The organism is Nocardia abscessus (assembly GCF_015477775.1).
GTDB lineage: Bacteria > Actinomycetota > Actinomycetes > Mycobacteriales > Mycobacteriaceae > Nocardia > Nocardia abscessus_A.
The window spans coordinates 536,834-560,814 of sequence record NZ_JADLQO010000001.1 but is presented as its reverse complement, the minus strand read 5'-3'; the positions used below and the strand labels follow the sequence as shown (position 1 = coordinate 560,814).

The window sequence follows — 23,981 nt, the reverse complement described above, 5'->3', positions numbered from 1 at the left end:
TCAGAAGTCCGAATCCGAGGCGGCGGCGGCGATTTCCGCCAGCAGCGGCGCGTCGACGGGGGTGTCGGGTGTGTCGGGTGTGTCTGAGGTGCGTCGCAGTCGTGCCGTGACCAGCTCGCGGATCCGCGCGCGGCGGGCCGCGGCGTCCGGCTCCTGCTCGTCCACGCCGACGCCCGGCACGTAGACGCGCACGGTGACGCCCGCTTCCGCACCGGCCGGCGCCGTGGTCTCGGCCTGCCACAGGTCGCCCTCGCGGATCAGCGGCACGTCCGTGGCATCGGCCGCGGTGCCGATCGCGACACGAGGATGCAGGTGTGCCGGGACGTCCTCGGCCGACAGCGGCGCGGCGACCGCGCTCACCCGCACGATCGTCGTGCCCGCCTCGCGCACCACCTCCCAGGACACAGCGCGTTCGGAGGCGTCGAGCAAACCGGGCGGGCAGCGATTCCAGTCCCAGCCCGCAGTGCCTCTGGCCATAACGAGGGCGCCGGGCGCGACGATCGTGGCCGGTCCCGCTGCCAGCGCGTAGTCCTCCGCGCGGCCGAGCGCCGCGGCGGGCGTGCGCTGCTCGGCCACCGCGTCGGCCCCGTCGACGATCAGGTCGCATTCCTCGCTCAACGTGGCGATTTCGTCGTCCAGCAGGCTCTCGTCCAGCGGGGCGATGCCGTCCAAGGTCGACGCGGGCCACCAGCGCGCCGCCCAGCGGGCGTAGCCGAGCCGCCACGCGCGGGCGGCGAGGTCCGGCAGCGCGGGCTCGGACGGGAATTCCCCCTCGCTCGCGGCGGATTCGTCGAGTGCGACGGACACCTCCGGGCCGTACACCGCCCAGATCCACTCCTGCGCGAGGGCGAGATCATCGATCACCGCCGCCGGTGTCACCTGCCCGGCGAGCAGGCTCCAGGTCAAGTGTCCGCCCGCCACCTCGAGCACGAGTACGTCCACCCCGGCCGTGTCGTCCACCACGGTCGGAGCGTCGTCCGGCGCGATGATCCACAGATCGTCGCGCCTGCGGATGCGTACGGTCGTGCTCATCAGCTCGCCCTCGATTCCGCCGCGTCCGGCTCAATCGCGCTCGCGCGCACATTGAGCGCCCGCTTGACCCGCGTGCGATGGTCGAGGATGACCGACCGCGCCACACCGTCGAGCAGGTCCCACAGTTCGTCCGGATCGTGGATCGCGAACTCCCGGACATCCCTGCCGTGCAGGCGAACCCACAATCGGCGCAGGTACGGCCGCCAAGGCGTGATCAACTCGGCTGCGATCGCGGCCAATGGACCCGTGGGTGATTCCGTGGCGTCGGCGCTCACCACCAGCCGTCGCGCCTGCAGCACGTAAGCCTCTCGCTGCCAGCGGCTGTTGACCACGTGATGCGCCGTGGAACCTGTCGCCTCCGAATCCGTTTCGGCCAGACGCAGCCGCGGTCGGACCCCCCGACCGCGACCGTGCTCGATGGGCGACAATCCGGTCGCCAGTGCGGTCCCCGCCGTCGCGGCCACGCGCAGCGACTCCTCCAGCAGCGCCCATGGCGCGCAACTCCTGGCGATCTCGGCGTCGACCAGCTCGGGGATCGGCGGCAGCTCCGCCCGGTCGGCGGATGCCTGCAGCACGGTGAACACACGCTCGTAGACGGTGCGATCGAACGGAAGCCCGAGGGTCGATTTCGAGGCCGAGGAGCCGATCGCCGGACGCAGCGGCACCGGGTGCGTGGTCAGCCCGAGTTCCTGGGCCGAATGACCGGAGGTGTCCTGCCACAACCGGATTCCCGCGTGGGTACCGGCATGGGCGTCGACCAGCCGATCCAGCGCGGGCTGTCCATCGGCGCCGTCTCGGCCCAGTCGTGCCGCGGCGCAGGCTTCCAGCAGCGCGTCCACCTCAACGGCATGGTCGGCGCCCTGCGGCCCGGTCGGCGGGCGTCGCCGCCAGGCCAGCTCGAGCAGCCCGGCCAGCTCGCGCTCCCGGGCGCGGTCGGTCAGGTATTCCTTCAACGCCTGGGTGGTGCGCCCCGCGGTGTACTCGTGGATCTCGCGCAGTGCGTCCTCCGCGACCGTGCGCGCCCGCGCCTGGTCGGGCATACCCGAAGTGGTCGCCAGCTCGAAACAGCGCTGGAAGTACAGGTCCTGCGGGTGCCCCTCGGTGATCCGCAGCGTCCGCCGCACCTGCTTGAGGACTGTGAACCACGCCGCCGTCGCGCGCAGCACGTCGGCCGCGGCCTGGATACGCGCCTCGAGCAGCACCGCGCCGTCGGCCGTCAGGATGGGCCCCGCGCACGAAGGATGCTGCACGGGGCGGATCACCAGCGGGTCGAGCAGGAGCTTCACGGTCCGGCGCAGCGGACCGCCGTGCGGGCCGCTGAGCGGCTCCACGCCATCGAGCCTGCGCCACACCTCATCGAGCACCATGGCGCGCGGTCGTCGCATGGGTGCAGTGTATTTGCCGCGACTTACTCCCGGCGTGTTCACGGCCCTGATCGCCGAAGGCGGCTCTGCCTCTGTCGAGAAGCTCAACCGAGTTGACCGGCGACACGCTGTCGCGGACGTCTGCGCAGCAGGGGATATGTCGAACTTCGCGCCTAAGGTCGGAATCGGTCCGCCCATCAGGGGCAGCTGAGTGAAGGGATTCGAAATGAAGTTCGAGAAAATCACCGCTGCCGTTTTCATGGCCATCTCGGCCGTGGGTATCACCGCGGCAACCGCCCACGCAGAATCGGCCGTGACGGAGCAGCCGACCGTGGTGACCGTGGGGGACAGGGTCCTTGCCACCGCCGCCGAGAACGGCCAGTTCGAGATCACGCAGAACGGTGCGGTGGCGCTCGGGTCCGGCGACGCGGTGGTAATGACCGAAGTGCCGCAACTGGAGGACATCAGCTCCTACGACCGGCTGAAGGAGCAGATCAACAAGAACCTGCCCGGCGTCGTCGGCGGTGCCGTCGTGGGCGGCCTCCTCGGGGCGTGCATGCCCCTGATTTGGGGGGTCAGCGTCCCCGTGGGTGCGCTGATCGGTGGAACCGTCGGCGGCTACGCCATGGGCGGCCCGGAGTTCCTCGACGCCGTACAGGCGTTCGTCGCCAACCAGGGCAGGTGAAATACGCCGGCCTTCCAGCGAACCCTGCACACTGCACCGCCCTGGCGGGATCGCCGCAGGCGAGATCACCCCGGATAACCGCACGTTATCCGGGGTAACGAATCGCTTCTGCCGAACGAGCTATGCAGGTCGGCAGGGGCAAGGAGACCAACCGACGCGCCGAACCTCTAGGGGGTCCGCGTTGTGCTGGGCTATAACGCTGTGGTGTCTTTGCGGAGGTCCGGAATGTGCGTCGTGTGGTTCACGCGAACAGCGGTCAGGACGCCGAGTGCGGCGATGGCGGTGAATCCCACCAGTAGGTAGCGGGCGGAATCGACCAGCACGGATCCACCGAGGTTGACCAGCAGACCGGCGACGGCGGCTCCGAAGGCTGTCGACATGGTCAGGATCGTTGCTATCGCCGCCGCGGCCTTCTGGCCTTCTTCTGGATCCGGCGCGCTGGTCATCGCGGCTACCGACAGGTGTGGCCAGGCAATGCCGATGCCGGCCCCGGCGAGGAAAAGCAGCGGCAACCAGGCCAAAACCATCGGCAGAGAGACGTGGGCGCGTTGTAGCAGCGCCAAACTCAGGAAGCCGATCGCCAGCAGCAGCGGACCGGCAATTCGAAGCCGCCGGATCGTGGCTTCCTGCTGCACCGAGGCGACGAGCATCTGACTCACCGGCCAGCCCAGAGACAGGGCGGCACCGAAGAATCCGGCCACGACCGGAGGCAAGCTCGCCAGGCGCTGCCCGAACAAGGGCAGGAACATCTCCACGCCCACACCGGCCGACAGCACGACGATCGTCAGATACACCCACCGCAACGAACTGCCGGACCGATACGTAGCCAGCGGGAGAATTCGCTGCCTCGCACGCCTTTCCCATGCCAGGAACATGAGCACGGACGCCACGGCCACCGCGAGCGCGAGCGCCATCGCCGCGGCATCCGAGACAACCCCGGCCACACTCACCGCCGTGGCTGCACCGACCACCAGCACCAGCGACACGACCGGAACAGGTGCCGGAGTCTGGCGGCCGTCACTCTTCGGCAGGACCCGCGGTGCGTAACTCGCTGCCGCCACGCCCGCAACGGCGAGGACAACGAACGCGACCCGCCACACACCGAACTGGGCGAACAATCCCCCCATAGCCGGGCCGACGATAGTGCCTACGCCGAACATGGCCGAGATCAATGCGGTCCCGCGTACCCACAGCGACTGTGGCAGTGCCACATACACTGCCGCGAAACCCAATCCGGTGAGCAGCCCAGCGCCCAGCCCCTGTACCCCGCGGCCCATCAGGAACACCGCCATGACAGGACTCACCGCACACACCCCCGAACCGGTCGCAAATACCCCGAATCCGATCAGATACGAGCCGACCGTGCCGCGAAGAGACAGCATCCGGCTCACCGCCAGCGTGCCGGCCACCTGCGCGATCGAGAAGACCGTTGTACTCCACGCATATAGTCGTTCGCCGCCGATGTCGGCGACCGCGCTCGGCAACAAGCTCCCTACCAGATAGATGTTGATCGCACCGACGAGCACTCCGCCCGCCATCACGCTCACCACACCGAGATGATCGCGAAAGTCTTTCCAGGACGTAGCTTTTCGCTTTGTCGTCACATGCCCTCCGTCTCGTGGATCGAATACGTGACGGCATCATCGCTGACCCGCGGACACCGGTAATCGGACAAATCGGACGTGAAATGCATCACATTTACAGGCGTTCGTCACCAACTAGGGCAGGTGAAATAGCGGCTTGGTGGTCCGCGACACAGAATGTCCGGGTACATAGTGGGTCTCGCTCGCCGCCGGCCGGGCCGTTTCGTTGTCTCTGTCGAGTGAACGCCCAGAGGGGCCGGTCCAAACGGACCGGCCCCTCTGCGTTCAACGGTTGCGCCGTCCCCCTGTTCGGCAGGATGGCTACATGGATCAGGAGACATCGAGGCAAGGCGCCGACCTGCTGGCGACCGACATCGAGTCCGCTCTCGGCTTCGAGGTACACATCGATGAAACGATCCCCGAGCACCTCCTTCGACAAAATTCCCCACCGGGGTGGTGGATCGAATTAACCATCCCGGCCTTGAACGTCCTTGTCGGCTGTACCCCCGGCGAGCACACCCCCAGCGGTGTGGCGTGCGGACTCGCCCAGCGCATCCACGACGATGTCTTGGCTCGCAGCGGAATGATCTGGCCTGCCGACCCTGACGGCGGGGACCAACCGTTGCTCCCCACCTATGACGGATGGCGCGGGCCGGGCGGCTCGATACCGTACGGGCAGGTCAAGGCGGTGAAGGACCCCGATCCGATGCTCGACGGAGTGGTCCGATGGTGGCTTCCCCACAGCTACGACGGCCTCATCGCCAGCCAGTCCGGCGACGTATGGTTCTCCATCTGGCAATACCAGGGCGACGAACAACGCATCGCGCCGGGCATGCCGGTGACATGGCTCATCGGCGAGGGCCGACACGGAAAGTTCCGCAAGGCAAGCGAAGTCCGACCAGCTCAGCCGTAGTCGAGGCGGCTCAGTACTCCGATTCAGGAGAGATACCGTTGGAATTCGATATGTCGACGCTGACGCCCGCGGAACGCGATTTCGTGGACGGGGCTCTGGCCAGCTGGGTCGGGGTGTCGGCAAGCGCGCCGATCCCTGTGCTCGCACTGGGTTTTCCCGACCGTGACCGGTTCAAGGAGGAGACCATCAGGCTCCGTCGTGCGGTCCACGACGGAGCCGTGCTGAGCGAGGTCGAGACCGCCAGAGTGCTGTTCCTCAGCGAACTGGCCTTCGGCAGCGACCTGTTCGGCGCGGGCGTCGAGTTCCAACTCGTCAACGCGATACGCGACACCGAAGCGATCACAATCCTGCGCTCCCTGCAACGGAAACTTCACACCCGCGCCGGCGCCGAAGCGCTGTTCGAGCGCGAGCTCTACGCACCCGAATAGCCCCGAGCCACAAGAGGGACGGCTGGGAGCGGCATAGGAATAGCCAAGAACGGCACGCCCCCAATGGGCACTTCGGCGAGGAGATCGAGGGGATCGGCCGGGCCTTCAACCGCAAAGACGCCGAGAAGCTCGCCGAGCATGACGTCGACAATATGATGCCGCGGGGGTATCACAAGCGGCACTGCCGTGTCAGCAACCGAGAGGATGGAACCAGAAAGTGTGAGTAGCTGGTTTTCACGGCCCGTCGTACAGTCTCTCGTTCGGCAATCGCCGTAAGCCGGTCGTGTCGCCCGGGATTACCTCGACGGAGTCGACGAACGGCCGCCGGTGCTGCTCTTGGAGGAACCATAGTGCCGAGGTGAGGCAGGCGGCGAGTGTGCTTCGACGCACGACAGGAAACACCGAAATCATGACTGCCCAGCTCCGACACTTGTTGGAGGTTGGAGAGTTGCCGAACGTATCGATCCGCGTTGTTCCGGCGACAGTTGGCGCGTACCGCGATCTTCTGGTCGGCATGTTCGTGCTGTTGGAGTTTCCGCGCCACCCGACCGCAGATTTGACGGTGCCACCCGTGGTCTATGTGCAAGGTTTCCTGATAGACAGAGACCGGGCCGTTTCGTCGTATCGCCGAGTGATGCATAGGCGTTCACCGACTGTGATCTCACATCGAGAACTTTCACTATGGACATGTACCTTGAGCGTGAGAAGACTTGAGCGTGAGAAGATATGCCGTGAGGCGTCTACAAGGTCCAACGTGCTGCGTTGGACGCCGTGACTAGCCGGAACATGCTCCGACGGGTGGCGAGGGGGTTTCGCAGTGACCGTTGATTCGTCCGAGGCAAGTTGGTTCAAGAGCGGCCGCAGCTCGGGAGGCAAGGAATGCGTAGAGGTGGCGTTTCTTGCCGGTGGCCACGTCGGCGTGCGTGACTCGAAGAACCCGACCGGCCCGGCGCTGGTGTTCACCCCCGGTGAGTGGGACGCGTTCACCGCTGGCATGAACGACGGCGAGTTCAAGCGCCCGTAGCAGTACGACTACCGCGGCCCGGCCCCTGTCCTCGAATGGACAGGGGCCGGGCCGTTTTCGTTGTATCAGTGAATCCAGAGGGGCCGGTCCAAACGGACCGGCCCCTCTGCGTTCTGGCCTGGGCCTGCGGATAGGCAGGTGTCGTCGCGTTCGAGAGCGGCAGTCGGTCCCATTGCGGTGGTCGCACGTTCTCTACCTGCGCAAATGCGGAAAACCTGGGATCGGTAGGGCGCGAATCGTTCCTACCTTTTTCTCATCGGCCCCACACGGAGGGGCCGGAAGAAACAAGGACCAGGGGCGCCGCCCCGCGAACGACAAGGACACACACCATGAACGCCACTTCGCTCCGCTTCGCCGCCGCCGCTTTCGCCGCCACCGCCGCCGTCGCGGTGCTCACCGGATGCGGTGACAGCAAGGGCAGCTCGCCCGCCGCGCCCGCGCCGTCCTCGGCGCAGCCGTCCGCACCGGCGGGCAAGTCGATCGCATCGGTCGACGGCAAGGCCTTCGACGCCGAGTTCACCACCACCTGCGCCAAGCAGGGCGGCACCCTCGCGCTGGCGCTGACCGACACCGAGAACGCCGCCTACGGCAACCTCTCGGTGAGCGCGACCATCACGGACGCGAACACCGTGCAGGCGGTCGGGATCGCGGGCAGCAAGGGCGGCGACAATGGCTTGCCCTACGCGGTCGGCTTCGGCAACGGCATGCCGGGCGGCTCCGCCACGGTGGTCAAGGACGGCAACACCTACAAGGTCACCGGCGAGGGCGTGAGCGCTCCCGACCTGACCAACCCGCTGGCCGGGCCGAAGTCCTCGAAGTTCGAGATCACCTTCGCCTGCTCGTCCATCGTCGGCGCCTGATCGCCGCATGTCCCCCGCTCCGCCCCCGTCATCCCGCACGAACCTCAGGGATGACGGGGCGCGGCGAACCTCGAACCTACGCACCGAAAAGGAAATGTCGTGAAGAAGATCCGCCTGCTCACCCTCGCCCTCGCCGCCGCGGCGATCGGCTACTACGTCTACCACGCGGTGACCTACGTCCCCACCAGCGAATGGGAGCCCTCCGGAATGGGCTGGCTCGGCTTCGAGATGGCGCTGCCGATCATGGCGCTCACCCTGGTGCCCATGGTCTTCGCCTTCACCGGCGAAGGCATCATGAGCGCGTTGACCGGCCGCAACAGCGCGGAGTTCCGTGACGGGCTCACCGGCCTCGGGACGGTCCGATCGGTGCGGCAGACCGGCGTCACCGTCAACGACCAGCCGCAGGTCCACATCGAGTTCAGCGTCGAAGGCGCGGACGGCAAGATCTTCCACTCCTCGGCGAAGATGATCGTGCCGTTCACCGAGCTGGCCCTGCTGCGTGCCGGAGTCGTGCTTCCGGTGCGTTACCTGCCCGGCCGGACCGACCGGGTCGAGGTCGACCTGTCCGGCGACGCGTCCGCCGCGCAGCGCGCGATGAACGAGTCCCTCATCCGCAAGGGCATGACCACCCGGCACAAGCTCGACATCGCCGAGCGCGGCATCGCCACCCAGGCGGTGGTGCAGTCGCTGTCGGTCACCGGCACGATTCGCGAGGGGCACTCCGAGGTCGAACTCGGCCTGGTGGTCACCCGGCCGGACGGATCGACCTTCGCGACCCGGGTAACGAAGTTCCTCGCACCCGCCAGCGTCGGCCAAGTGCAGGTGGGCCGCGTGCTGCGGGCGCACTACCTGCCGGAGAACGAGAGCGAGGTCGTCATCGCCCTTCCGGTCAACGCCTGATGGGCGAGCCGGACGAACTCCGCGCACGGCCGACCGGAAACGAGGCAACCGCCGGGAGACACAAATGCCGCGTCGATTCGAGATCATCGAGTCGGCGCGGCATTCGTTGTTCCCAGGTCTGGCGGCCGGGCAATTTGAGGGTTACCTAATTGGGCGGCTGTTCACTTTGCCGTCTTTTCCGCATTGTCCGGATGGTTTACCGTGCGGCCGTCGGCCCAACCCAGGAGTCACCGTGAGTCTTCAGCCACTCGCCCTTTTCGTGCAGCACGACGGACAGTCGTCGCGCGCCGCCGTCACCTGTGAGTACAAGTGCGCGAACGCGTGCTTCCACGAAGCGCCGAATACCTCCGCTGGCGCCTATTTCGGTGACATCGTCAGCTCGCTGAACCGGCGCGGGCTGATCAAGGGCGGCGCGGCCGCCGTGCTCGCGGTCGGCGCGGGCAGCGTGCTGGCGGCCTGCGGTGACGACGAGCCGACCGCCGTGGTGTCCACCACGCCCGCGGGCCCGCCCGGAACCGGCACCGATTTCACCGCCGTAGCGCCGAACAAGGAAGACGCCGTGGTGATCCCGGACGGCTACGAGCAGTCCGTCGTCATCCGCTGGGGCGATCCGCTGTTCCCGGACGCGCCCGCTTTCGACTTCGACAAGCAGACCGCCGCCGCGCAGGCCAAGCAGTTCGGCTACAACAACGACTTCGCCGCTCTGCTGCCGATCGAGGGCCAGGCCAACGGCTACCTGCTCGTGGTCAATCACGAGTACACCACCGGCCCGCACATGTTCCGGGGCTACAACAAGGACGCGCCGACCGAGGAGCAGCTGGCGGTCACCATGGCCGCCCACGGCTTGACCGTCGTGGAGGTTCACGGCGAAGCCGGTTCGGGCAAGCTGGTTCCCGCCTTCGGCAAGTACAACCGCAGGATCACCGCGACCACCGAGTTCAAGCTGACCGGTCCCGCCGCGGGTAGCGACTTCGTGAAGACTTCGGCCGATCCGACCGGCACCAAGGTGCTGGGCACCATCGCCAACTGTGCCGGTGGCGTGACGCCTTGGGGCACCGTGCTATCCGGCGAGGAGAACTTCAACGGTTACTTCGCCAACGGCGACAAGGTGACCGACCCGGTCGCCGCCGCACGGCTCAAGCGCTACGGCTTCCCCACCGGCAAGACCGCCAACTTGTGGGAGCGCGCGGACAAGCGTTTCGATCTGGCCCAGGAACCCAACGAGGCCAACCGATTCGGCTACGTGGTCGAGGTCGACCCGTGGGACCCGAACTCGACGCCGATCAAGCACACCGCGATGGGGCGGCTCAAGCACGAGGGCGCCAACATCTACGTCACCGAGAACGGCGACGTCGTCTCCTACACCGGTGACGACGAGAAGTTCGACTACATGTACAAGTTCGTGTCCTCGCGCAAGATCCAGTCGGGCACCGGTGCGGCCAGCATGCGGCACAACCTGACCATCCTGGACGCGGGCACCCTGTACGTCGCCAAGCTCACCGGCGATCACGCGGACAAGATCGACGGCACCGGCGCCGAGCCGTCGGACAAGGGCTTCACCGGCACCGGCCAGTGGATCCCGCTGCTGGAAACCGGCGCGGACGGCAAGGGCAAGTCGCTGGTCGACGGCATGAGCGCGGAAGAGGTCGCGGTCTTCACCCGTCTGGCCGCCGACAAGGTGGGCGCCACCAAGATGGACCGCCCGGAGGACTTCGAGGCCAACCCCTACACCGGCAAGGTGTACGTGGCGCTGACCAACAACGACAACCGCGGCGCGGAGGGCAAGCAGGGGCCGGACGAGGCGAACCCGCGCAAGCTCAACAAGAACGGCCAGGTCCTGGAGATCGACGACAACCACATCGGCACCACGTTCACCTGGTCGCTGCTGCTGGTCTGCGGCGATCCCAATGCGGCGGACACCTACTTCGCCGGATACGACAAGACCAAGGTCAGCCCGATCTCCTGCCCGGACAACCTGGCCTTCGATCCGTACGGCAACCTGTGGATCTCCACCGACGGCAATGCCCTGAAGTCGAACGACGGCTTGTTCGCCGTGGTGCTCGACGGTCCGAACCGTGGCCAGACCAAACAGTTCCTCACCGTTCCGCGCGGCGCGGAGACCTGCGGCCCGGTGGTCACCGAGTCGCGTGTGCTGGTGTGCGTGCAGCACCCCGGCGAGGCCGACGACGCCACTCCCGACAACCCGTTGTCGCACTGGCCCGACGGCGGCACGTCCCAGCCGCGCGCCTCGGTCGTGGCGGTGTGGAAGAAGGCCGGCGGTCGCATCGGGGCCTGATACCACAGCCGCGGCGCCCGACCGGCCCCTGCAACCACGGCCGACACCGATCCGCGGCTCTTCCCACAGTGGAGCCGCTACCCGACTGGGCGGGTAGCGGCTCCACTCGTGTGGCAGGCGGTCAGCCGCTGCCGGTGACGCCGCTCATGTTCGCGAATCGGGCGAAATCGCCTTGGGCGCCGCTGTATACGTTGACGTCGACGCGACCCGCGATGCCGGGGATGCTGCCGCTGTCGGTGGTCTGCCAGAACGTCCAGGTGGACCATCCGCCGGGGACCTCGGGTCGATCGTTGCCGCGGTAGTCGGCGATCCAGAGGGGGTAGTCGGCGAACTCGGCGGTGTCGGCCATCGCGGTGCGCCAGAAGTTGGGATAGGTGTAGACGATCGGGACGCGCCCGGTGAGCGTTCGCACGGTGGTCAGGTAGCGGCGGGTCCAGTCGATCAGGGCGGCTGGGCCGAGACCGCCGGAGTCCTCCAAGTCCAGGACCGGCGGCAGGTCGAGTGGTCCGTTCTGGCCCAGCACCACCGCCGCGTACATCGCGGCCTGCGGTTCGGGCGGCAGGTTGGGCCGGGCGTAGTGGTAGGTGCCGCGCGCCAGGCCCGCCGCGCGCATCAGCAGGCTGTCGGGCACGAAGTACGGGTTGACATAGCTGAGCCCCTCGGTGGCTTTGACCATGGCGAAGCCGTGGCCGGAACGCTTGACCGCGAACCAGTCGATCATGCTTCCGCCGGTGTGCTGCCAGGAGGAGACGTCCGGGCCGGTCGGAGCGGCGGCCGCGGGCGTGGCGACGAGGATACCGGACAGCGTGATCAGTGACAGCGCCGCAACGCGGCGGGTGGTCGACCTCCAGGTGTCCATGCCGGACGACGATAGCCATTCGCTCTGATTGTTACCAGTGTGACAAATGGGGTGTCAGAACTATCCGCGGAGCTCACCCCAGCCAATCCAGCACCGACGCCGCCGTCCACGACTGCTGCATGCTGCCGAGCGGTTCGCCCGTGAACGGCTCGTAGTACTCGGCGAAGCTGCCGTCACTGGCCTGGCGCAAGCCCTCCGCGCGCAGCATGAACGAGCGCTCCGCCCAGCCGCGCCTGGCGAAGACCCAGGAGAACAGCCAGCTCATCACCGGCCAGACCGGCCCGCGCCAATACTCCCGGGAGCGAAAATCCTTGGACACCGGGGAGGTCGAGGGCGGTAGCGCGTAGCGCAGGTCCGGGTGCCCGCAGAAGCGCGGGCCCTCGAACAACCGCAGCAAGCTGCGCTCGGTGTCGCGCGGGAGGCCACCGCACAGCAACGGCGCGAACATCGAGAGCGTCTCGGTGTTGATCCACCGTTGCAACCGCACGTCGAAGTCGCGGGCCGCGCCGGTGCGGGCGTCTGCGGTCGCGACGACGCCCGCGCGGAAACGGTCGGCCCACGTGTAGAGATCGCGCACGTCGGCATGGGGCTGCTTGTACTCCTCGCCGATATTGGCCAGGACCTCGCAGGCCAGCGCGAAGATCCCGGTGACGAACACGTCCTCGACGGCGAAACTCATGGTCGAGGCCAGCTGGTAGTCGTCGTAGCCTGCCCGGCGCATCTGCTCGACCAGCCACAGGTAGCGGTCGTACTCGCGGTCGGTGGGGCGCTGGGTCGGATCGGACACCACCAGCACGTCCTCGCGACGGTAGGGCGGCAGGTCGCCAGGGACCACGTGCTCGTAGGCGCGATCCCAGCGCGGTGAGTTGTCCATCCCGGACTCCCAGCCGTGATACAGCGTGATCCGGCCGGTCTCCTTGGGATCGCGGGCATGCGCCAGCCAGCGGTGCCAGCGCACCAGATCCGGCCACCGCCGGTTGAGGAACTCTTCGGCCACGGCCCTGGTACTGCGGCCGTGCCTGCGCGAATGATCCAGAATCCGCTGCACCGCGATGGCATGCACGGGCGGTTGGGTGATTCCCGAGGTGTCCGGGCCGTCCGGCGCGTTGGCGGCAAGCCTGCGGCACTCCCAGCGGGCCGGGCCGGGGAAGTAGCCGTCCACACCGTTGGCGAAGACGATGTGCGGGATCATGCCGTTCTTCCACTGCGCCGAGAGCAGGGTGTCCAGCTCGACCACCGCCCGCTCCACGCTCAGCGGCGCCAGCCCGACCGCGACGAAGGCCGCGTCCCAGCTCCACATGTGCGGGTACAGCCGCGGCGCCGCGCTGGTCATCGTGCCCAGATCGTTCCCGCGCAGCAGGTAGGCAGCGCGGGCCGCGAGCTGGGTCGGGGTGAAGCCCGGATGTGCCATCCCCCTATTCTGCGATGTCACTCGCAGATATGCCCGCTCAGCGGCATCCGTTTCGTCCCCATCCCATCGGCCCGTGGCCGGTTCGTGTTCGGCGGTTCGCACTCTCGAATACCCCGTCCGTGATTCGCTGCTCGAGATTCTCACCTCGATTCAGCCCGCATCGCCAGTCGTTCGTCCAGTGCTACGGGTTTTTACGCCTTACTCACACAGCCGGTTACGGTGGGGCCCATGACTTCGGCCGCGACCCCGAAACCGACCGCCCTGATCACCGGTGCCAGCCGCGGCCTCGGCGCCGCGATAGCCCGCGAACTCGCACCCACGCACGACCTGCTGCTCGGCGCGCGATCGGGGGAGTCGCTGCGCGACATTCTGGCGGAGCTGCCCGGTGCGCAGGGCTGGCCGGTCGAGCTGACCGATTACGCCACTGTCGCCGCGGCGGTCGCGCCGATCCGGAGCCTGAACGTCCTGGTGCACAACGCGGGCATCGCCGATCTCGGCACGATCGCCGGTTCCACGGTGGAGCAGTGGCGGAATACTTTGGAAGCGAACCTCATCGCGGTGGCCGAACTCACCAGGTTGCTGCTGCCCGCGCTGCGGGCAGGGCAAGGTCATGTGGTGCTGATCAACTCGGGTGCGGGGTTGCGCGCGAACGCGGGCTGGGCCTCGTACGCCGCGAGCAAGTTCGGGCTGCGCGCCTTCGGTGACGCGCTGCGGCTGGAAGAGCCGCAGCTGCGGGTGACCTCGATCCATCCGGGCCGCATCGACACCGACATGCAGCGGGAGATCATCGCGGGGGAGGGACGCGAATACCGAGCCGAGGAGTTCCTCACCCCCGAAACGGTGGCTTACACGGTGCGTTCCGCCATCGACACCCCGCGTGACGCGCACCCCACCGAGGTCGTGCTCCGGCCCTACTGAGCGCCTCGCACCCAACTCCGCCCACACGTGCGTGCTGCGGCGATATCCGGTCGCCGTCGTATTCGTCGCTCGGATCGATCCGGTCGCGTCCGGCCTCCGGCTCACGGACGTCGCCTTCTACCTGTGCTTCGCCGGAGCGACCACACCGGTTCAGATCCCGGTCGAGTTCGCTCGTTACCGTCCCTCCCCGTCCCCGTACGGCACGGGGAGGGACGAGCGAGCAAGGGATCCGCCTCAGGCCGTGTGATTCGCCCTCAGGCCGTGTGATTCGCCCTCAGGCGACGATATTCACCAACCGCCCCGGTACCACGATCAGCTTGCGCGGCGCGGCGCCGTTCAGCAGCGCGGCGATCTTCTCGTCCGCCAGTGCGGCCGCCTCGATCGTCGCGTTGTCGGCGTCCGCGGGCACCTGAATCCGGCTGCGCACCTTGCCGTTCATCTGGATCGGGTATTCCACCGACTCGTCCACCAGCAGCGCGGGATCGGCGACCGGGAACGGGCCGTGCGCCAGGGACTTGGTGTGGCCCAGCCGCTCCCACAGCTCCTCGGCGATGTGCGGGGCCAGCGGCGCCAGCATCAGCACCAGCGGCTCCACCACCGAGCGCGGCGCGCCGTCGGGGTAGCTCTTGGTCAGGTGGTTGGTCAGCTCGATCAGCTTGGCGCCCGCCGTGTTGTCGCGCAGCGCGGCGAAATCCTCGTCCACGCCCGCGATCGTCTTGTGCAGCAGGCGCAGCGTCTCCTCCCTAGGCGTGGCGTCGGTGACCCGCAGCGCGCCGGTCTCCTCGTTCACCACCAGGCGCCATGCGCGCTGCAGGAACCGGTGCGCCCCGACGACGTCCTTGGTCGCCCACGGCCGCGAAGTGTCCAGCGGACCCATCGCCATCTCGTAGAAGCGGAAGGTGTCCGCGCCGTACAGATCGCACATCTCGTCCGGCGAGATGGCGTTCTTCAGCGACTTCCCGATCTTGCCGTATTCCTGGAACACCGGGATCTCGCTGCCGGTGGCGTCGGTCCAGAAGAACTTGCCGTCGCGCTCGAGCACCTCGGCGGCGGGCACGTACGCGCCGCGCTCGTCGGTGTAGGCGTGCGCCTGGATGTAGCCCTGGTTGAACAGCCGCCGGTACGGCTCGCTCGCGGAGACGTCACCCAGGTCGTAGAGCACCTTCTGCCAGAAGCGGGCATACAGCAGGTGCAGCACCGCGTGCTCGACGCCGCCGACGTACAGGTCGACGCCGCCCGGATCGTTCTCCCCACCGACCTCCGGGCGCGGGCCCAGCCAGTACGCCTCGTTCTCCTTGGCGCAGAAGGTGTCCGCGTTCGTCGGGTCGGCGTAGCGGATCTCGTACCAGGAACTGCCCGCCCACTGCGGCATGACATTGGTGTCCCTGCGGTAGCGCTTCGGCCCGTCGCCCAGGTCCAGTTCGACTTCCACCCAGTCGGTCGCCTTGGCCAGCGGCGGGGACGGCTCGGAATCCGCGTCGTCGGGATCGAAGGTCACCGGGGCGAAATCGTCCAGCTCCGGCAGCGACACCGGCAGCATGGACTCCGGCAACGCGTGGGGGGCGCCATGCTCGTCGTACACGATCGGGAACGGCTCACCCCAGTAGCGCTGGCGCGCGAACAACCAGTCGCGCAGCTTGTACTGGATGGTGCCCTTGCCGTGGCCGTCGGCCTCGAGCCGGGCGATCATCGCCGCTTTGGCCTCCTCGACGGGCATGCCGTCGAGGTAGTCGGAGTTCACCAGCGCGCCCTCGCCGGCATGCGCACCCTTCTCCAGGTCGCCCCCGCTGATGACCTCGATGATCGGCAGGCCGAGGACGGTCGCGAATTCCCAGTCGCGGTGATCGTGGCCGGGCACGGCCATGATCGCGCCGGTGCCGTAGCTGCTGAGCACGTAGTCGGCGATGAAGATGGGCACGGCCTTGCCGTTGGCCGGGTTGATCGCGTAGTTGCCCAGGAAGACGCCGGTCTTCTCCTTGTTCTCCTGGCGCTCCAGATCGGACTTGGCCGCGATCGACTTGCGGTAGGCGGCCACGGCATCGGCCGGTGTGGCGGCGCCCTCGTTGGTCCACCGCGGGTCGGTGCCCGCAGGCCACGCGGCCGCGGTCAGCTTGTCGACCAACTCGTGTTCGGGGGCGAGCACCACGTAGGTGGCGCCGAACAAGGTGTCGGGCCGGGTGGTGAATACCTCGATCTGCTCGCCGTCGGCGTCGAACTTCACCTGCGCGCCGCGGGATCGTCCGATCCAGTTGCGCTGCATGGCCTTCACGTTCTCCGGCCAGTCCAACCGGTCCAGGTCGTCCACCAGTCGATCGGAATAGGCGGTGATGCGCATCATCCACTGCCGCAGCCGCTTACGGAACACCGGGAAGTTGCCGCGTTCGCTGCGGCCGTCGGCGGTGACTTCTTCGTTGGCCAGCACGGTGCCGAGACCGGGACACCAGTTGACCACCGAATCGGTCTGATACACCAGGCGATACGAGTCCAGCAGCGCGCCACGCTCGGCGGGCGACATCGTGTCCCAGGACTTGCCGCCGGGGACGGCCCGTGCGCCGGACGTGAATTCGGCCGCCAGCTCGGCGATCGTGCGCGCCCGGTTCAGTTCCGTGTCGTACCAGGCGTTGTAGATCCGCAGGAAGATCCACTGCGTCCAGCGGTAGTACTCCGGATCGGTGGTCGAGAACGAGCGGCGGCGGTCGTGACCGAGGCCGAGGCGGTCCAGCTGGCGCTGCATCGTGGCGATGTTGGACTCGGTGGTGTCGCGCGGGTGCGCGCCGGTCTGCACCGCGTACTGCTCGGCGGGCAGGCCGAAGGCGTCGTAACCCAGGGCGTGCAGCACGTTGCGGCCGTGCATCCGGTGGTAGCGCGCGAAGACGTCCGTGGCGATGTAGCCGAGCGGATGCCCGACGTGCAGGCCCGCGCCCGACGGGTACGGGAACATGTCCTGGATGAACAACTTGTCGGCCGGAGTGGGGCCCGACAGCGGCCCGACCGGGTTCGGCGCATGGAAGGTTCCGCGCTCGTCCCACGCCCGCTGCCACCGGCGCTCGATGCGGCCGGCAAGCTCCGCGTTGTACCGGTGCTCTGGTACATCGCTTTCGGTTGCACGTGTGTCCTGCACGGTCCTGCCTTCTTGTGGTCGCCGATCCCCGACAAACTTCGTCTATCAGGGTAGAACGTCCCCGCTGCAGGACCGAAAATCGGGCTGGCCTGGACTTGGACCCGGTTCCCCGCCGGGGCCGCCCGTCGGCGGCCGCTCGGCGCCGATGCGCTAGCCTGCATGGGTGTTCGTCGTCGCTCTCGTCCTGTTCGTGCCGGCTGTCGTGGCCGTCACAACCGGCGCGCTCGGGCTGACCGGGCGGTTGCCCCGCAATCGTTTCTTCGGGGTCCACACCGAGGCCGCGCTGTCCACCGACGACACGTTCCGCGTCGCCAACCGGGTCGCCGCGCCCACGTCGATCGCGGCAGGCGCCTTGCTGTTCGCCGGTGGTCTCGTCGCGCTGGCCGCCAGCGGGATCGTCGCGCTCGTTGTCGCGGCGGGCGCCGTGGTGGTCGCGCTGTTCACCCTCGGCGCGGGCGCGAATGCCGCCGCGCAAGCGGCCGACGCCATCGCCCCGCCTCCCGAGATCGGCGGTTGCGGCAGCTCCTGTGGCGCCTGCTCACTCCGTGACGCCTGCCAGCCCGCGAGCTGAAGTCGATCGCCGCGGTTCCTCTGGCGCGCGTTCACGCTCTGCTCCTCTGACCTCGCCGCTCCCCTGACCACGCCGCGTCCGCGTTCGACCTGCGCCTGAACTACTGCCTGCACTCGAGCGAAACGCAGGTCACCGCATGTCGGCAGCGCAGGGCGGCGGCGCGACGCTGTGCGACAGCGGACTGCCCACCGGAGTGATGTAGAGCACCCACAGCAGCACCGGCACCGCCGCGACGTTGCGAGCCACGTGCGGGTAGCGCGGCCCGCTCGGCTCTCGGAAGACTCGCAGGCGCCGATAGGTGACCGGCGTGCAATCCGCGCCGGGATGGTCGAGCATGCCCCGCGCGACCAGCACGAACAGCGTCCCGTCGTGATAGTGCCAGCCACTGCTGCCGCCGGGCTCGATGATCGTCTGGCGCAGCACGAACGCTCGCCGCCCCAGCGCGAACCGGAACAGCACTCGGCTCGCGGTCCCCCGGGCGGGCGCCGCGTTCACCTCGAATTCGGGCCACATCCCTTCGATCGAACCACCCATTCGACGCTCGTGCCACGGGCCGCCGTGGTCGCGTCGGTCGGGCTGCTGACCGCGACGTTCACCAGCGCCGCCCCGGCACGGGGCAACCCGAGGCCCGCTGCTCATGTGTCCGATCACTCAGCGGGCCGCTCTGGTGCACGCCGACATCGTGCCGGTACCGCACTGCGGATCGAGACATGTCGAGCGGAACCCCGATGGTTGCCCGCCTGTTCGACGGGGCGCGGTTATGACGTTCCGACAGCCGGACCTGATGTGAGCGCCTGGAGGACCGCATCGTCGGCGGAGGGGTCGCCGACAGCGATCCGGGCGCTGCCGTCGGGATAGGACTTCGCGGCGATGCCCGCGCGGCGCAGGGCGGTGCTCGTGCCGGGCCCGGGAATGTAGAGGAAGTTCGCGCGGCTCTCCGGTATCGCGAATCCGCGAGCCACCAGTGCGCCACGGAGCGCGTCTCGCTCCTCGGTGATGCGGAGGGTCCGTGCGGCGAGTTCGGGCTGGGCGGCGTAGGAGGCGGTGACCGCGGCCACCGCCGCGGCGCTCAGCCCGAACGGCAGTTGCAGTTTGCCCACCCGCGCGATCAGCTCGGGCCTGCCGAAGGCGTAACCGATCCGCAGCCCGGCCAAGCCGTACGCCTTCGAGAAGGTACGCAGGATCAGCAGGTTCGGGTGTCTGGCGATGAGGGCCAGCGGGTCGACGCACTCGGCGGCGCCGAGGAATTCCACGTACGCCTCATCGAGGATCACCGGAATCCGGGCGGGCATGTCGGACAGGAACGCCTTCAACTCGTCCGCCGTGATCACCGTTCCGGTGGGATTGTGCGGACGGCACACCACGACCAGTGCGGTGCGCCGGTCGATGGCGCGGCGCATCGCCCGCAAATCCTGGTTGCCCGCCGCGTCCAGCGGCACCGGCACGGCTTCGACGCCGGCCATCTCGGCCATGATCGGATACCCGTCGAATGTCGGCGCGCTGTAGACGATCTCCGCTCCCGGGGCGGCCAGCGTCTGCATGATCTGCAGTGCCACGCCGGTCGCGCCCGAGCCGACCACCACCTGATCCGCCCGCACACCCACCTGCCGAGCGATCAGCAACGGCAGCCGACGCGGCAGGAACTCCGGATACCGGTTGGCGTGGGCCAGCGTCATGTGCACGGCCCGCAGCACCGACGGCAGCGGCGGGAACGGATTCTCGCTCAGGGTGAGGTCGAACCGCGGCGGCACCCGGGGCGCTCGGAGCCTGCGGGAGGGCCGGGTGCCGTCGACGAGCAGACTCATCGCGCGGCCCCCCAGCGGACGGCGGCCGCGCCCGCGAAGTCGCCCGCGTGCGCGAACGCCGCCATCAGGACCAGCGATCCGTTGGGCAGCCGTCCCGCCCGGTTCTCCACGTCCAGGGTCACCGGGATGCCGGCGGCGAACAGGTTCCCGCAGGAGTCGAAGGTGTCCGGGTGCCGCTCGGGCGGCAGCTCGAGCGCGTCGTGCCAGTTGCGCAGGAACAGCCGGTTCGGCTGGTTGGTGACGAACGTGTCGACGTCGCGTCCCCGGACGCCGATCCGATCGCATACCGCGAGGGCTACTTCCGGAACCAGCCGGTTGCCGCGGGCGAACACCTTGCTGACCTTGGATTCGGTGAAGCTGACGCACGCTTGGCCCTCGCCCGGCTCCCAGTACTTGCGCTCGCCGTGGGTGGAAAATGCCATGTCTCCGGCGAATTCGGGATAGGTGCGGCATTCGAGGTCGAGAATCGGCGCGCTGTCGTCCTTGCGGAGCAGTCCCACACCGCAGCCGTCGCCGGGCACCGGCGCCTGGGCCAGCTTGCGGATCTCGGTCTGGGTGAACACCGGCCCCGCGCAGTTCTGGGTGGCCGCGATCAGCGCGGTGCGGGCGGCGGTGGTCTGCAGGATCATGCGGGCCATCGCCAGCATGTGCACGAACGCCGCGCACCCGCCGTTGTGCACGTCGTAGACGAACGTGGGACGGATGCCGAGCCGTCGCGCCACCTCGGGCCCGCAGCCGAGCACCGGATTGTCCGGCAGTTGGGTGTGGGTGATGAGAACGTCGACTTCGGCGATCGCGTCGGCGCCGTTGCGCTCGATCAGCGGGGCGACGGCGCGTTCGACCATGTCCACCGCGGTCTCGTCGCGCGCCATGTGGTGGCGGCCCTTGGGCGCGCGGAACATGACGTTCTTCGCCATCCGGTCCGAGCGGGCGAACTGGGTGAAATATTCGGTGCCGACCGGTTCGCCGGGCAGGTAGGAGGCCACGTCGACGAGGCTGACCTGCGGCAAGCCGGGGATGTTCTGGTGCATCGGAGGAATCACTCGCTTCTCACTTCATCCAGTCGGGCTTGACGGGCAGGCCGTGCGCGGCCCGGTACTCGCAGATGGCCTCGAGGTTGTCCATCTCCAGCTGGTGACCCGCGGAGAACATCTCCCAGAAGTCGCCGACCCACTCCGGCCGCTGCGGCGGCGCGGTCTCGGGATAGGGGTTCTCGTCGTAGAAGGGGTGCTTGCAGTTCACCCACAGCACCACCGAACCCGGCTTGTCGAACACCACTTGCGCATCGATCACGCGCAGCAGGTAGATCATCCACAGGTGCTTCGACTGGTCCCACGCGCAGTGGTAGTCGACCGTCATCGCGTCGGGATTCGCGACGGTGCGGGTGTAGATCTTGGTATCCGCGCCCAGCCGGTCGTAGGCCAACCAGAGCCCGGGCTCGTCGGTCTCGACGAATTCGCGCAAGCCGTAGGTCCACTCCTCCATCGACCGGGGATCGGCGAGGTATTCGTAGACCTCCCGCGGCGGCGCGTTGATGTATCCCTGCACCGGACAGTATTCGCCGTAGATCTGGTCGTGCGGATACACCGACCGCAGCCTGTCGATGATGATCGGCTCGGTGGCTTCCTTGTCGGAGTTCTCGATGCGGAGCACGCCCGGCAACCCTCCTTCCGGAATGTCGCCGAGGGCGGGGAGGGAATTCGTGGTCATGGTGGTACTCCTCTTGGCAGGCATGGTCGCGGCACCGTTGCCGGCGAAGCGGGCGGTCATCTGGGGTTCCGGGATTGCTCGACGGTGGTCAGGAACGGCAGGAACGGAGGGATCTCGTCCGGGTCGCATTCGATCGAAAGGAACGACGGCCCTTCGGTTTCCAGGCAGCGGCGCAGCAGGGCGTCGAGATCGCTGACGGTGTGCGCCGAGAACGCGGGCAGGCCGGGGAACATCGCGGCGACGCCCGAGCCCAAGTGCGCCGGACGGAATCGGTTGAAGCTGTAGCGATCCCGGTAGTACAGCTGCTCCCTGGTCACGCACATGGCATGCGCGTTGTTGTTCAGCACGACGAAGGTGACCGGCAGGGCGTGCTCGATCGCGGTGTGCAACTCCATCCCGTGCATATAGAACGCGCCGTCACCGGCGATGACGACCGTGCGTCGCACGCCATTTGTTCTCGCGTGCCGCGCGAACGCGGACCCGATGCCCGCGCCGAACGCGTAACCCATTCCGCCCATGCCGAGCGCGACCACGAACCGCCCGTCCCGTGGGACCCGGAGATGGTGCACGACGGCCGCGCCGGTATTGCCCGCGTCGGCGAAGACATCGGTGCCTTCCGGCAGCGCGGCATCGATCGTCTCGACGACCTCCCGGTAGCGCAGACCGGGACCGGTGGAGGCGGGCACGCGCAGGGAGGTCGGTGGTTGCGCCGCACGGACGTGTTCGGATCCGGTGCTGCCGTCGTCCAGGGCGTCGGCGAGGTCGGCGAGCGTCCGCGACAGATCGGTGCTGGTCGCGTGGATGGCGGGCAGGTACGGCGGCGCCACGCCGATGCTCGCCACCGTGCGGTCGGCGAGCGAAGTCTCCAAGCCGGCGCGGGTGGGGACCGGCATTCGGGTGCCGACCAGCAGGCACAGGGCCGAGGACCGGATGGCCGCGGCCAGTTCGGGGTGACCCATGGTGCCCGCGACACCGCAGAAGCCCGGATCGGTGTTGTCGTAGGTGTCCTTCGCGTCCGGCGCGACACCCACGGCGGCGTTCAGTGCGGTGGCCAGGCGAGCCAGCTCGGCGCGCGCGTCGTCGCGCGCGACCTGATCGCCCGCGACGATCACGATCTTCCCGGTCTGCCGGGCGGTGCTCAGCGCGGCGCGAACGCGCCCGATCGCGGCCTGGTCGGACCGATGCCTTCCCGGGGCCGGACGCAGCGGCGCGACGCCGCTCAGATCGGCCTGCTGGACGTCTTTGGGCAGCAGCAGTACCCCCGGGCCGCCGCGCCGGGCGGCGTGCACCGCGCGGTCCAGCTGATCCGGCAGGTCGGCGGCCGATTCCACGCGGGCGCAGAAGTTGCTGACCGCGCCGAAGAGGCGGACGGCATCGATGGCGCCCGCGCGTCCGCTGGTGTCCTGGAACGCGCCGTTGCCCTCCAGGAGGGTCGGGGGCTGCCCGACCAGTGCGAGGACCGGCACCCGCGAAGCGAAAGATTCGGCGAGTCCGGCGACCAGATTCATCGCGCCACCGCCCGAGGTCGCCGCGACCACGCCGAGTCCGCCGGTGGTACGGGCGTAACCGTCGGCCATGGTGGCCGCGGAGAACTCGTGTTTGGCGATCACCCCGGTCACGTGGTCCGGCGCGTCGAAGATCGCGTCGTAGAGGTCCTCGATGTTGGCGCCGTCCACTCCGAAGATGTGTCGCACCCCCAGTGCCGAAACCGCTCGCACCAGATAGTCCACGGCCCGAGTCCGCATCGGCCCTCCCTTCCGCTGACGAAATTCGACTGCGTACACCTGTGATATACGTCGTCGGCCGTCAAACGGTTCAAGGGTGGCTGAAGATTCACCCTAGGTGTTGCATGTACGTATACATCTACGTATAGTTAGAACATGCCCAACAAGACGATCTACGTAGCCGACGACGATCTGCCGCTTTTTCAGCGAGCGCAGGAACTGGTCGGCGGCAACCTCTCGGGGGCGGTGGTCACGGCGCTGCGCCGGTTCATCGAACTCGAGGAGGGCCGGCTGGAGGGCCACGACGAGATTGTGCTCAATGTCGGTCGCGATGGTGTGCGGCAGGTGCGCTTCTCCGGCGCCCTGCTCGGGGAATGGCACGACGTCAACGATACGCGGATCGAGCACGTCAAGGTGTATCGCAGCCGCAAGGGTAAGTACGTGATGCACGCCCAGTATTCGAACTGGGACGAATATCCCGCCGACGCGGGTTCGAGTTGGTTGAAGGACTGGAAGGACCCGAAGAGCTGGCGCCGCCTGCTCGGCGTCGGGCAGCAGGACTGGGGTGACTTCATCTTCGTGGTGGTGGATTCCCTCGAAGAGTTGAAGGGGAAGCTGCCCGACAAGCTCTATCGACGGGTGGCCGACTTGGCCGAGGGGCCGAAGATCGAGGACCTGGACATCTAACCGCCGCGCTCGGGCGCGACAACCGAAATCCGACTGGCACCGCACCCCTGGGGGCGGTGTAGATAAAACATGCTCACATTCGCATATTGA

22 protein-coding genes are annotated in these 23,981 nt (G+C 68.0%); 11 read left to right on the top strand and 11 right to left on the bottom strand.

What is annotated here, in order from left to right; all coding sequences use genetic code 11:
• Both IU450_RS02715 and IU450_RS02710 read right to left on the bottom strand, forming a co-directional pair.
• Entirely contained in the window at positions 1-1,032 is a 1,032-nt protein-coding gene (locus IU450_RS02715; RefSeq protein WP_228833919.1) for a hypothetical protein, read from the bottom strand.
• Positions 1,032-2,399 carry a hypothetical protein gene (locus tag IU450_RS02710; RefSeq protein ID WP_195148648.1) on the bottom strand — a complete coding sequence of 456 codons (1,368 nt, stop codon included), beginning with the start codon at positions 2,397-2,399 and terminating at the stop codon, positions 1,032-1,034. Before IU450_RS02710 ends, IU450_RS02715 begins: the two co-directional genes overlap by 1 nt.
• A gap of 223 nt (positions 2,400-2,622) precedes the next feature.
• Here IU450_RS02710 and IU450_RS02705 point away from each other — a divergent pair, with 223 nt between their 5' ends.
• The gene (locus IU450_RS02705; RefSeq protein WP_195148166.1) at positions 2,623-3,081 is read left to right on the top strand and encodes a hypothetical protein; all 459 of its coding nucleotides are present in this window, start codon (positions 2,623-2,625) and stop codon (positions 3,079-3,081) included.
• 191 nt (positions 3,082-3,272) lie between these two features.
• On the opposite strand, the gene IU450_RS02700 is transcribed toward IU450_RS02705, so the two are convergent.
• Complete coding sequence (locus tag IU450_RS02700) at positions 3,273-4,685, bottom strand: MFS transporter (RefSeq protein ID WP_324197500.1); 1,413 nt, start codon at positions 4,683-4,685, stop codon at positions 3,273-3,275.
• A 304-nt stretch (positions 4,686-4,989) separates the two neighbouring features.
• On the opposite strand from IU450_RS02700, the gene IU450_RS02695 reads away from it, so the two are divergent.
• The 7 genes from IU450_RS02695 (at position 4,990) to IU450_RS02670 (ending at position 11,085) form a co-directional block, all read left to right on the top strand.
• Positions 4,990-5,577, top strand: coding sequence for a hypothetical protein (locus IU450_RS02695; RefSeq protein ID WP_195148165.1), 588 nt, complete (start codon positions 4,990-4,992; stop codon positions 5,575-5,577).
• 50 nt (positions 5,578-5,627) lie between these two features.
• A complete protein-coding gene (locus tag IU450_RS02690) occupies positions 5,628-6,005 on the top strand; it encodes a hypothetical protein (RefSeq protein WP_195148164.1) in 378 nt (125 codons plus the stop codon).
• A gap of 283 nt (positions 6,006-6,288) precedes the next feature.
• Positions 6,289-6,780 carry a Scr1 family TA system antitoxin-like transcriptional regulator gene (locus IU450_RS39475; protein ID WP_324197499.1) on the top strand — a complete coding sequence of 164 codons (492 nt, stop codon included), beginning with the start codon at positions 6,289-6,291 and terminating at the stop codon, positions 6,778-6,780.
• 42 nt (positions 6,781-6,822) lie between these two features.
• Positions 6,823-7,029 carry a DUF397 domain-containing protein gene (locus IU450_RS02685; protein WP_195148163.1) on the top strand — a complete coding sequence of 69 codons (207 nt, stop codon included), beginning with the start codon at positions 6,823-6,825 and terminating at the stop codon, positions 7,027-7,029.
• Positions 7,030-7,358: 329 nt separating this feature from the next.
• The gene (locus IU450_RS02680) at positions 7,359-7,889 is read left to right on the top strand and encodes a lipoprotein LpqH (protein ID WP_195148162.1); all 531 of its coding nucleotides are present in this window, start codon (positions 7,359-7,361) and stop codon (positions 7,887-7,889) included.
• A 99-nt stretch (positions 7,890-7,988) separates the two neighbouring features.
• Positions 7,989-8,789 (top strand): hypothetical protein, encoded by an 801-nt coding sequence (locus IU450_RS02675; protein WP_195148161.1) that lies wholly within the window; start codon positions 7,989-7,991, stop codon positions 8,787-8,789.
• A 232-nt stretch (positions 8,790-9,021) separates the two neighbouring features.
• Positions 9,022-11,085, top strand: coding sequence for a PhoX family protein (locus IU450_RS02670; protein ID WP_195148160.1), 2,064 nt, complete (start codon positions 9,022-9,024; stop codon positions 11,083-11,085).
• 121 nt (positions 11,086-11,206) lie between these two features.
• Here the strand turns inward: IU450_RS02670 and IU450_RS02665 are convergent, their stop codons facing one another.
• Both IU450_RS02665 and ggh read right to left on the bottom strand, forming a co-directional pair.
• Positions 11,207-11,944 carry a glycoside hydrolase family 25 protein gene (locus IU450_RS02665; RefSeq protein ID WP_195148159.1) on the bottom strand — a complete coding sequence of 246 codons (738 nt, stop codon included), beginning with the start codon at positions 11,942-11,944 and terminating at the stop codon, positions 11,207-11,209.
• 73 nt (positions 11,945-12,017) lie between these two features.
• Positions 12,018-13,355: a glucosylglycerate hydrolase gene (gene ggh, locus IU450_RS02660; RefSeq protein ID WP_195148158.1), complete on the bottom strand. Its 1,338-nt coding sequence runs from the start codon at positions 13,353-13,355 to the stop codon at positions 12,018-12,020.
• Between the two features lie 228 nt (positions 13,356-13,583).
• Between ggh and IU450_RS02655 the strand changes: the two genes are divergently transcribed.
• Positions 13,584-14,273: an SDR family oxidoreductase gene (locus tag IU450_RS02655; protein ID WP_195148157.1), complete on the top strand. Its 690-nt coding sequence runs from the start codon at positions 13,584-13,586 to the stop codon at positions 14,271-14,273.
• Positions 14,274-14,547: 274 nt separating this feature from the next.
• On the opposite strand, the gene leuS is transcribed toward IU450_RS02655, so the two are convergent.
• Positions 14,548-17,394 carry a leucine--tRNA ligase gene (gene leuS / locus IU450_RS02650; protein WP_195148156.1) on the bottom strand — a complete coding sequence of 949 codons (2,847 nt, stop codon included), beginning with the start codon at positions 17,392-17,394 and terminating at the stop codon, positions 14,548-14,550.
• A gap of 163 nt (positions 17,395-17,557) precedes the next feature.
• Here leuS and IU450_RS02645 point away from each other — a divergent pair, with 163 nt between their 5' ends.
• Entirely contained in the window at positions 17,558-17,965 is a 408-nt protein-coding gene (locus IU450_RS02645) for an SdpI family protein (RefSeq protein ID WP_195148155.1), read from the top strand.
• A 129-nt stretch (positions 17,966-18,094) separates the two neighbouring features.
• Here IU450_RS02645 and IU450_RS02640 read toward each other — a convergent pair whose 3' ends face one another.
• The 5 genes from IU450_RS02640 to IU450_RS02620 all read right to left on the bottom strand — a co-directional run bounded on the left by IU450_RS02640 (position 18,095) and on the right by IU450_RS02620 (position 23,225).
• Positions 18,095-18,499 (bottom strand): cupin domain-containing protein, encoded by a 405-nt coding sequence (locus IU450_RS02640; RefSeq protein ID WP_228833917.1) that lies wholly within the window; start codon positions 18,497-18,499, stop codon positions 18,095-18,097.
• A gap of 224 nt (positions 18,500-18,723) precedes the next feature.
• A complete protein-coding gene (locus IU450_RS02635; RefSeq protein WP_195148154.1) occupies positions 18,724-19,770 on the bottom strand; it encodes an aminotransferase class I/II-fold pyridoxal phosphate-dependent enzyme in 1,047 nt (348 codons plus the stop codon).
• On the bottom strand, positions 19,767-20,801 hold the full coding sequence (locus IU450_RS02630) for a 3-oxoacyl-ACP synthase III family protein (protein ID WP_195148153.1): 1,035 nt from the start codon (positions 20,799-20,801) through the stop codon (positions 19,767-19,769). The genes IU450_RS02635 and IU450_RS02630 overlap by 4 nt, the downstream gene beginning before the upstream one ends.
• A gap of 19 nt (positions 20,802-20,820) precedes the next feature.
• On the bottom strand, positions 20,821-21,480 hold the full coding sequence (locus IU450_RS02625; protein WP_195148152.1) for an SRPBCC family protein: 660 nt from the start codon (positions 21,478-21,480) through the stop codon (positions 20,821-20,823).
• A 56-nt stretch (positions 21,481-21,536) separates the two neighbouring features.
• Positions 21,537-23,225 carry a thiamine pyrophosphate-binding protein gene (locus IU450_RS02620; protein WP_195148151.1) on the bottom strand — a complete coding sequence of 563 codons (1,689 nt, stop codon included), beginning with the start codon at positions 23,223-23,225 and terminating at the stop codon, positions 21,537-21,539.
• A gap of 135 nt (positions 23,226-23,360) precedes the next feature.
• Between IU450_RS02620 and IU450_RS02615 the strand changes: the two genes are divergently transcribed.
• A complete protein-coding gene (locus tag IU450_RS02615) occupies positions 23,361-23,891 on the top strand; it encodes an EXLDI protein (protein ID WP_195148150.1) in 531 nt (176 codons plus the stop codon).
• Positions 23,892-23,981 lie beyond the last annotated feature (90 nt).

Bases quoted from the DNA above. Each gene is read 5' to 3' on its own strand.
- IU450_RS02715 (WP_228833919.1), bottom strand. From the start codon at position 1,032: ATGAGCACGACCGTACGCATCCGCAGGCGCGACGATCTGTGGATCATC.
- IU450_RS02710 (WP_195148648.1), bottom strand. From the start codon at position 2,399: ATGGTGCTCGATGAGGTGTGGCGCAGGCTCGATGGCGTGGAGCCGCTC.
- IU450_RS02705 (WP_195148166.1), top strand. From the start codon at position 2,623: ATGAAGTTCGAGAAAATCACCGCTGCCGTTTTCATGGCCATCTCGGCC.
- IU450_RS02695 (WP_195148165.1), top strand. From the start codon at position 4,990: ATGGATCAGGAGACATCGAGGCAAGGCGCCGACCTGCTGGCGACCGAC.
- IU450_RS02690 (WP_195148164.1), top strand. From the start codon at position 5,628: ATGTCGACGCTGACGCCCGCGGAACGCGATTTCGTGGACGGGGCTCTG.
- IU450_RS02680 (WP_195148162.1), top strand. From the start codon at position 7,359: ATGAACGCCACTTCGCTCCGCTTCGCCGCCGCCGCTTTCGCCGCCACC.
- IU450_RS02665 (WP_195148159.1), bottom strand. From the start codon at position 11,944: ATGGACACCTGGAGGTCGACCACCCGCCGCGTTGCGGCGCTGTCACTG.
- ggh (WP_195148158.1), bottom strand. From the start codon at position 13,355: ATGGCACATCCGGGCTTCACCCCGACCCAGCTCGCGGCCCGCGCTGCC.
- IU450_RS02655 (WP_195148157.1), top strand. From the start codon at position 13,584: ATGACTTCGGCCGCGACCCCGAAACCGACCGCCCTGATCACCGGTGCC.
- IU450_RS02640 (WP_228833917.1), bottom strand. From the start codon at position 18,499: ATGGGTGGTTCGATCGAAGGGATGTGGCCCGAATTCGAGGTGAACGCG.
- IU450_RS02635 (WP_195148154.1), bottom strand. From the start codon at position 19,770: ATGAGTCTGCTCGTCGACGGCACCCGGCCCTCCCGCAGGCTCCGAGCG.
- IU450_RS02630 (WP_195148153.1), bottom strand. From the start codon at position 20,801: ATGCACCAGAACATCCCCGGCTTGCCGCAGGTCAGCCTCGTCGACGTG.
- IU450_RS02625 (WP_195148152.1), bottom strand. From the start codon at position 21,480: ATGACCACGAATTCCCTCCCCGCCCTCGGCGACATTCCGGAAGGAGGG.
- IU450_RS02620 (WP_195148151.1), bottom strand. From the start codon at position 23,225: ATGCGGACTCGGGCCGTGGACTATCTGGTGCGAGCGGTTTCGGCACTG.
- IU450_RS02615 (WP_195148150.1), top strand. From the start codon at position 23,361: ATGCCCAACAAGACGATCTACGTAGCCGACGACGATCTGCCGCTTTTT.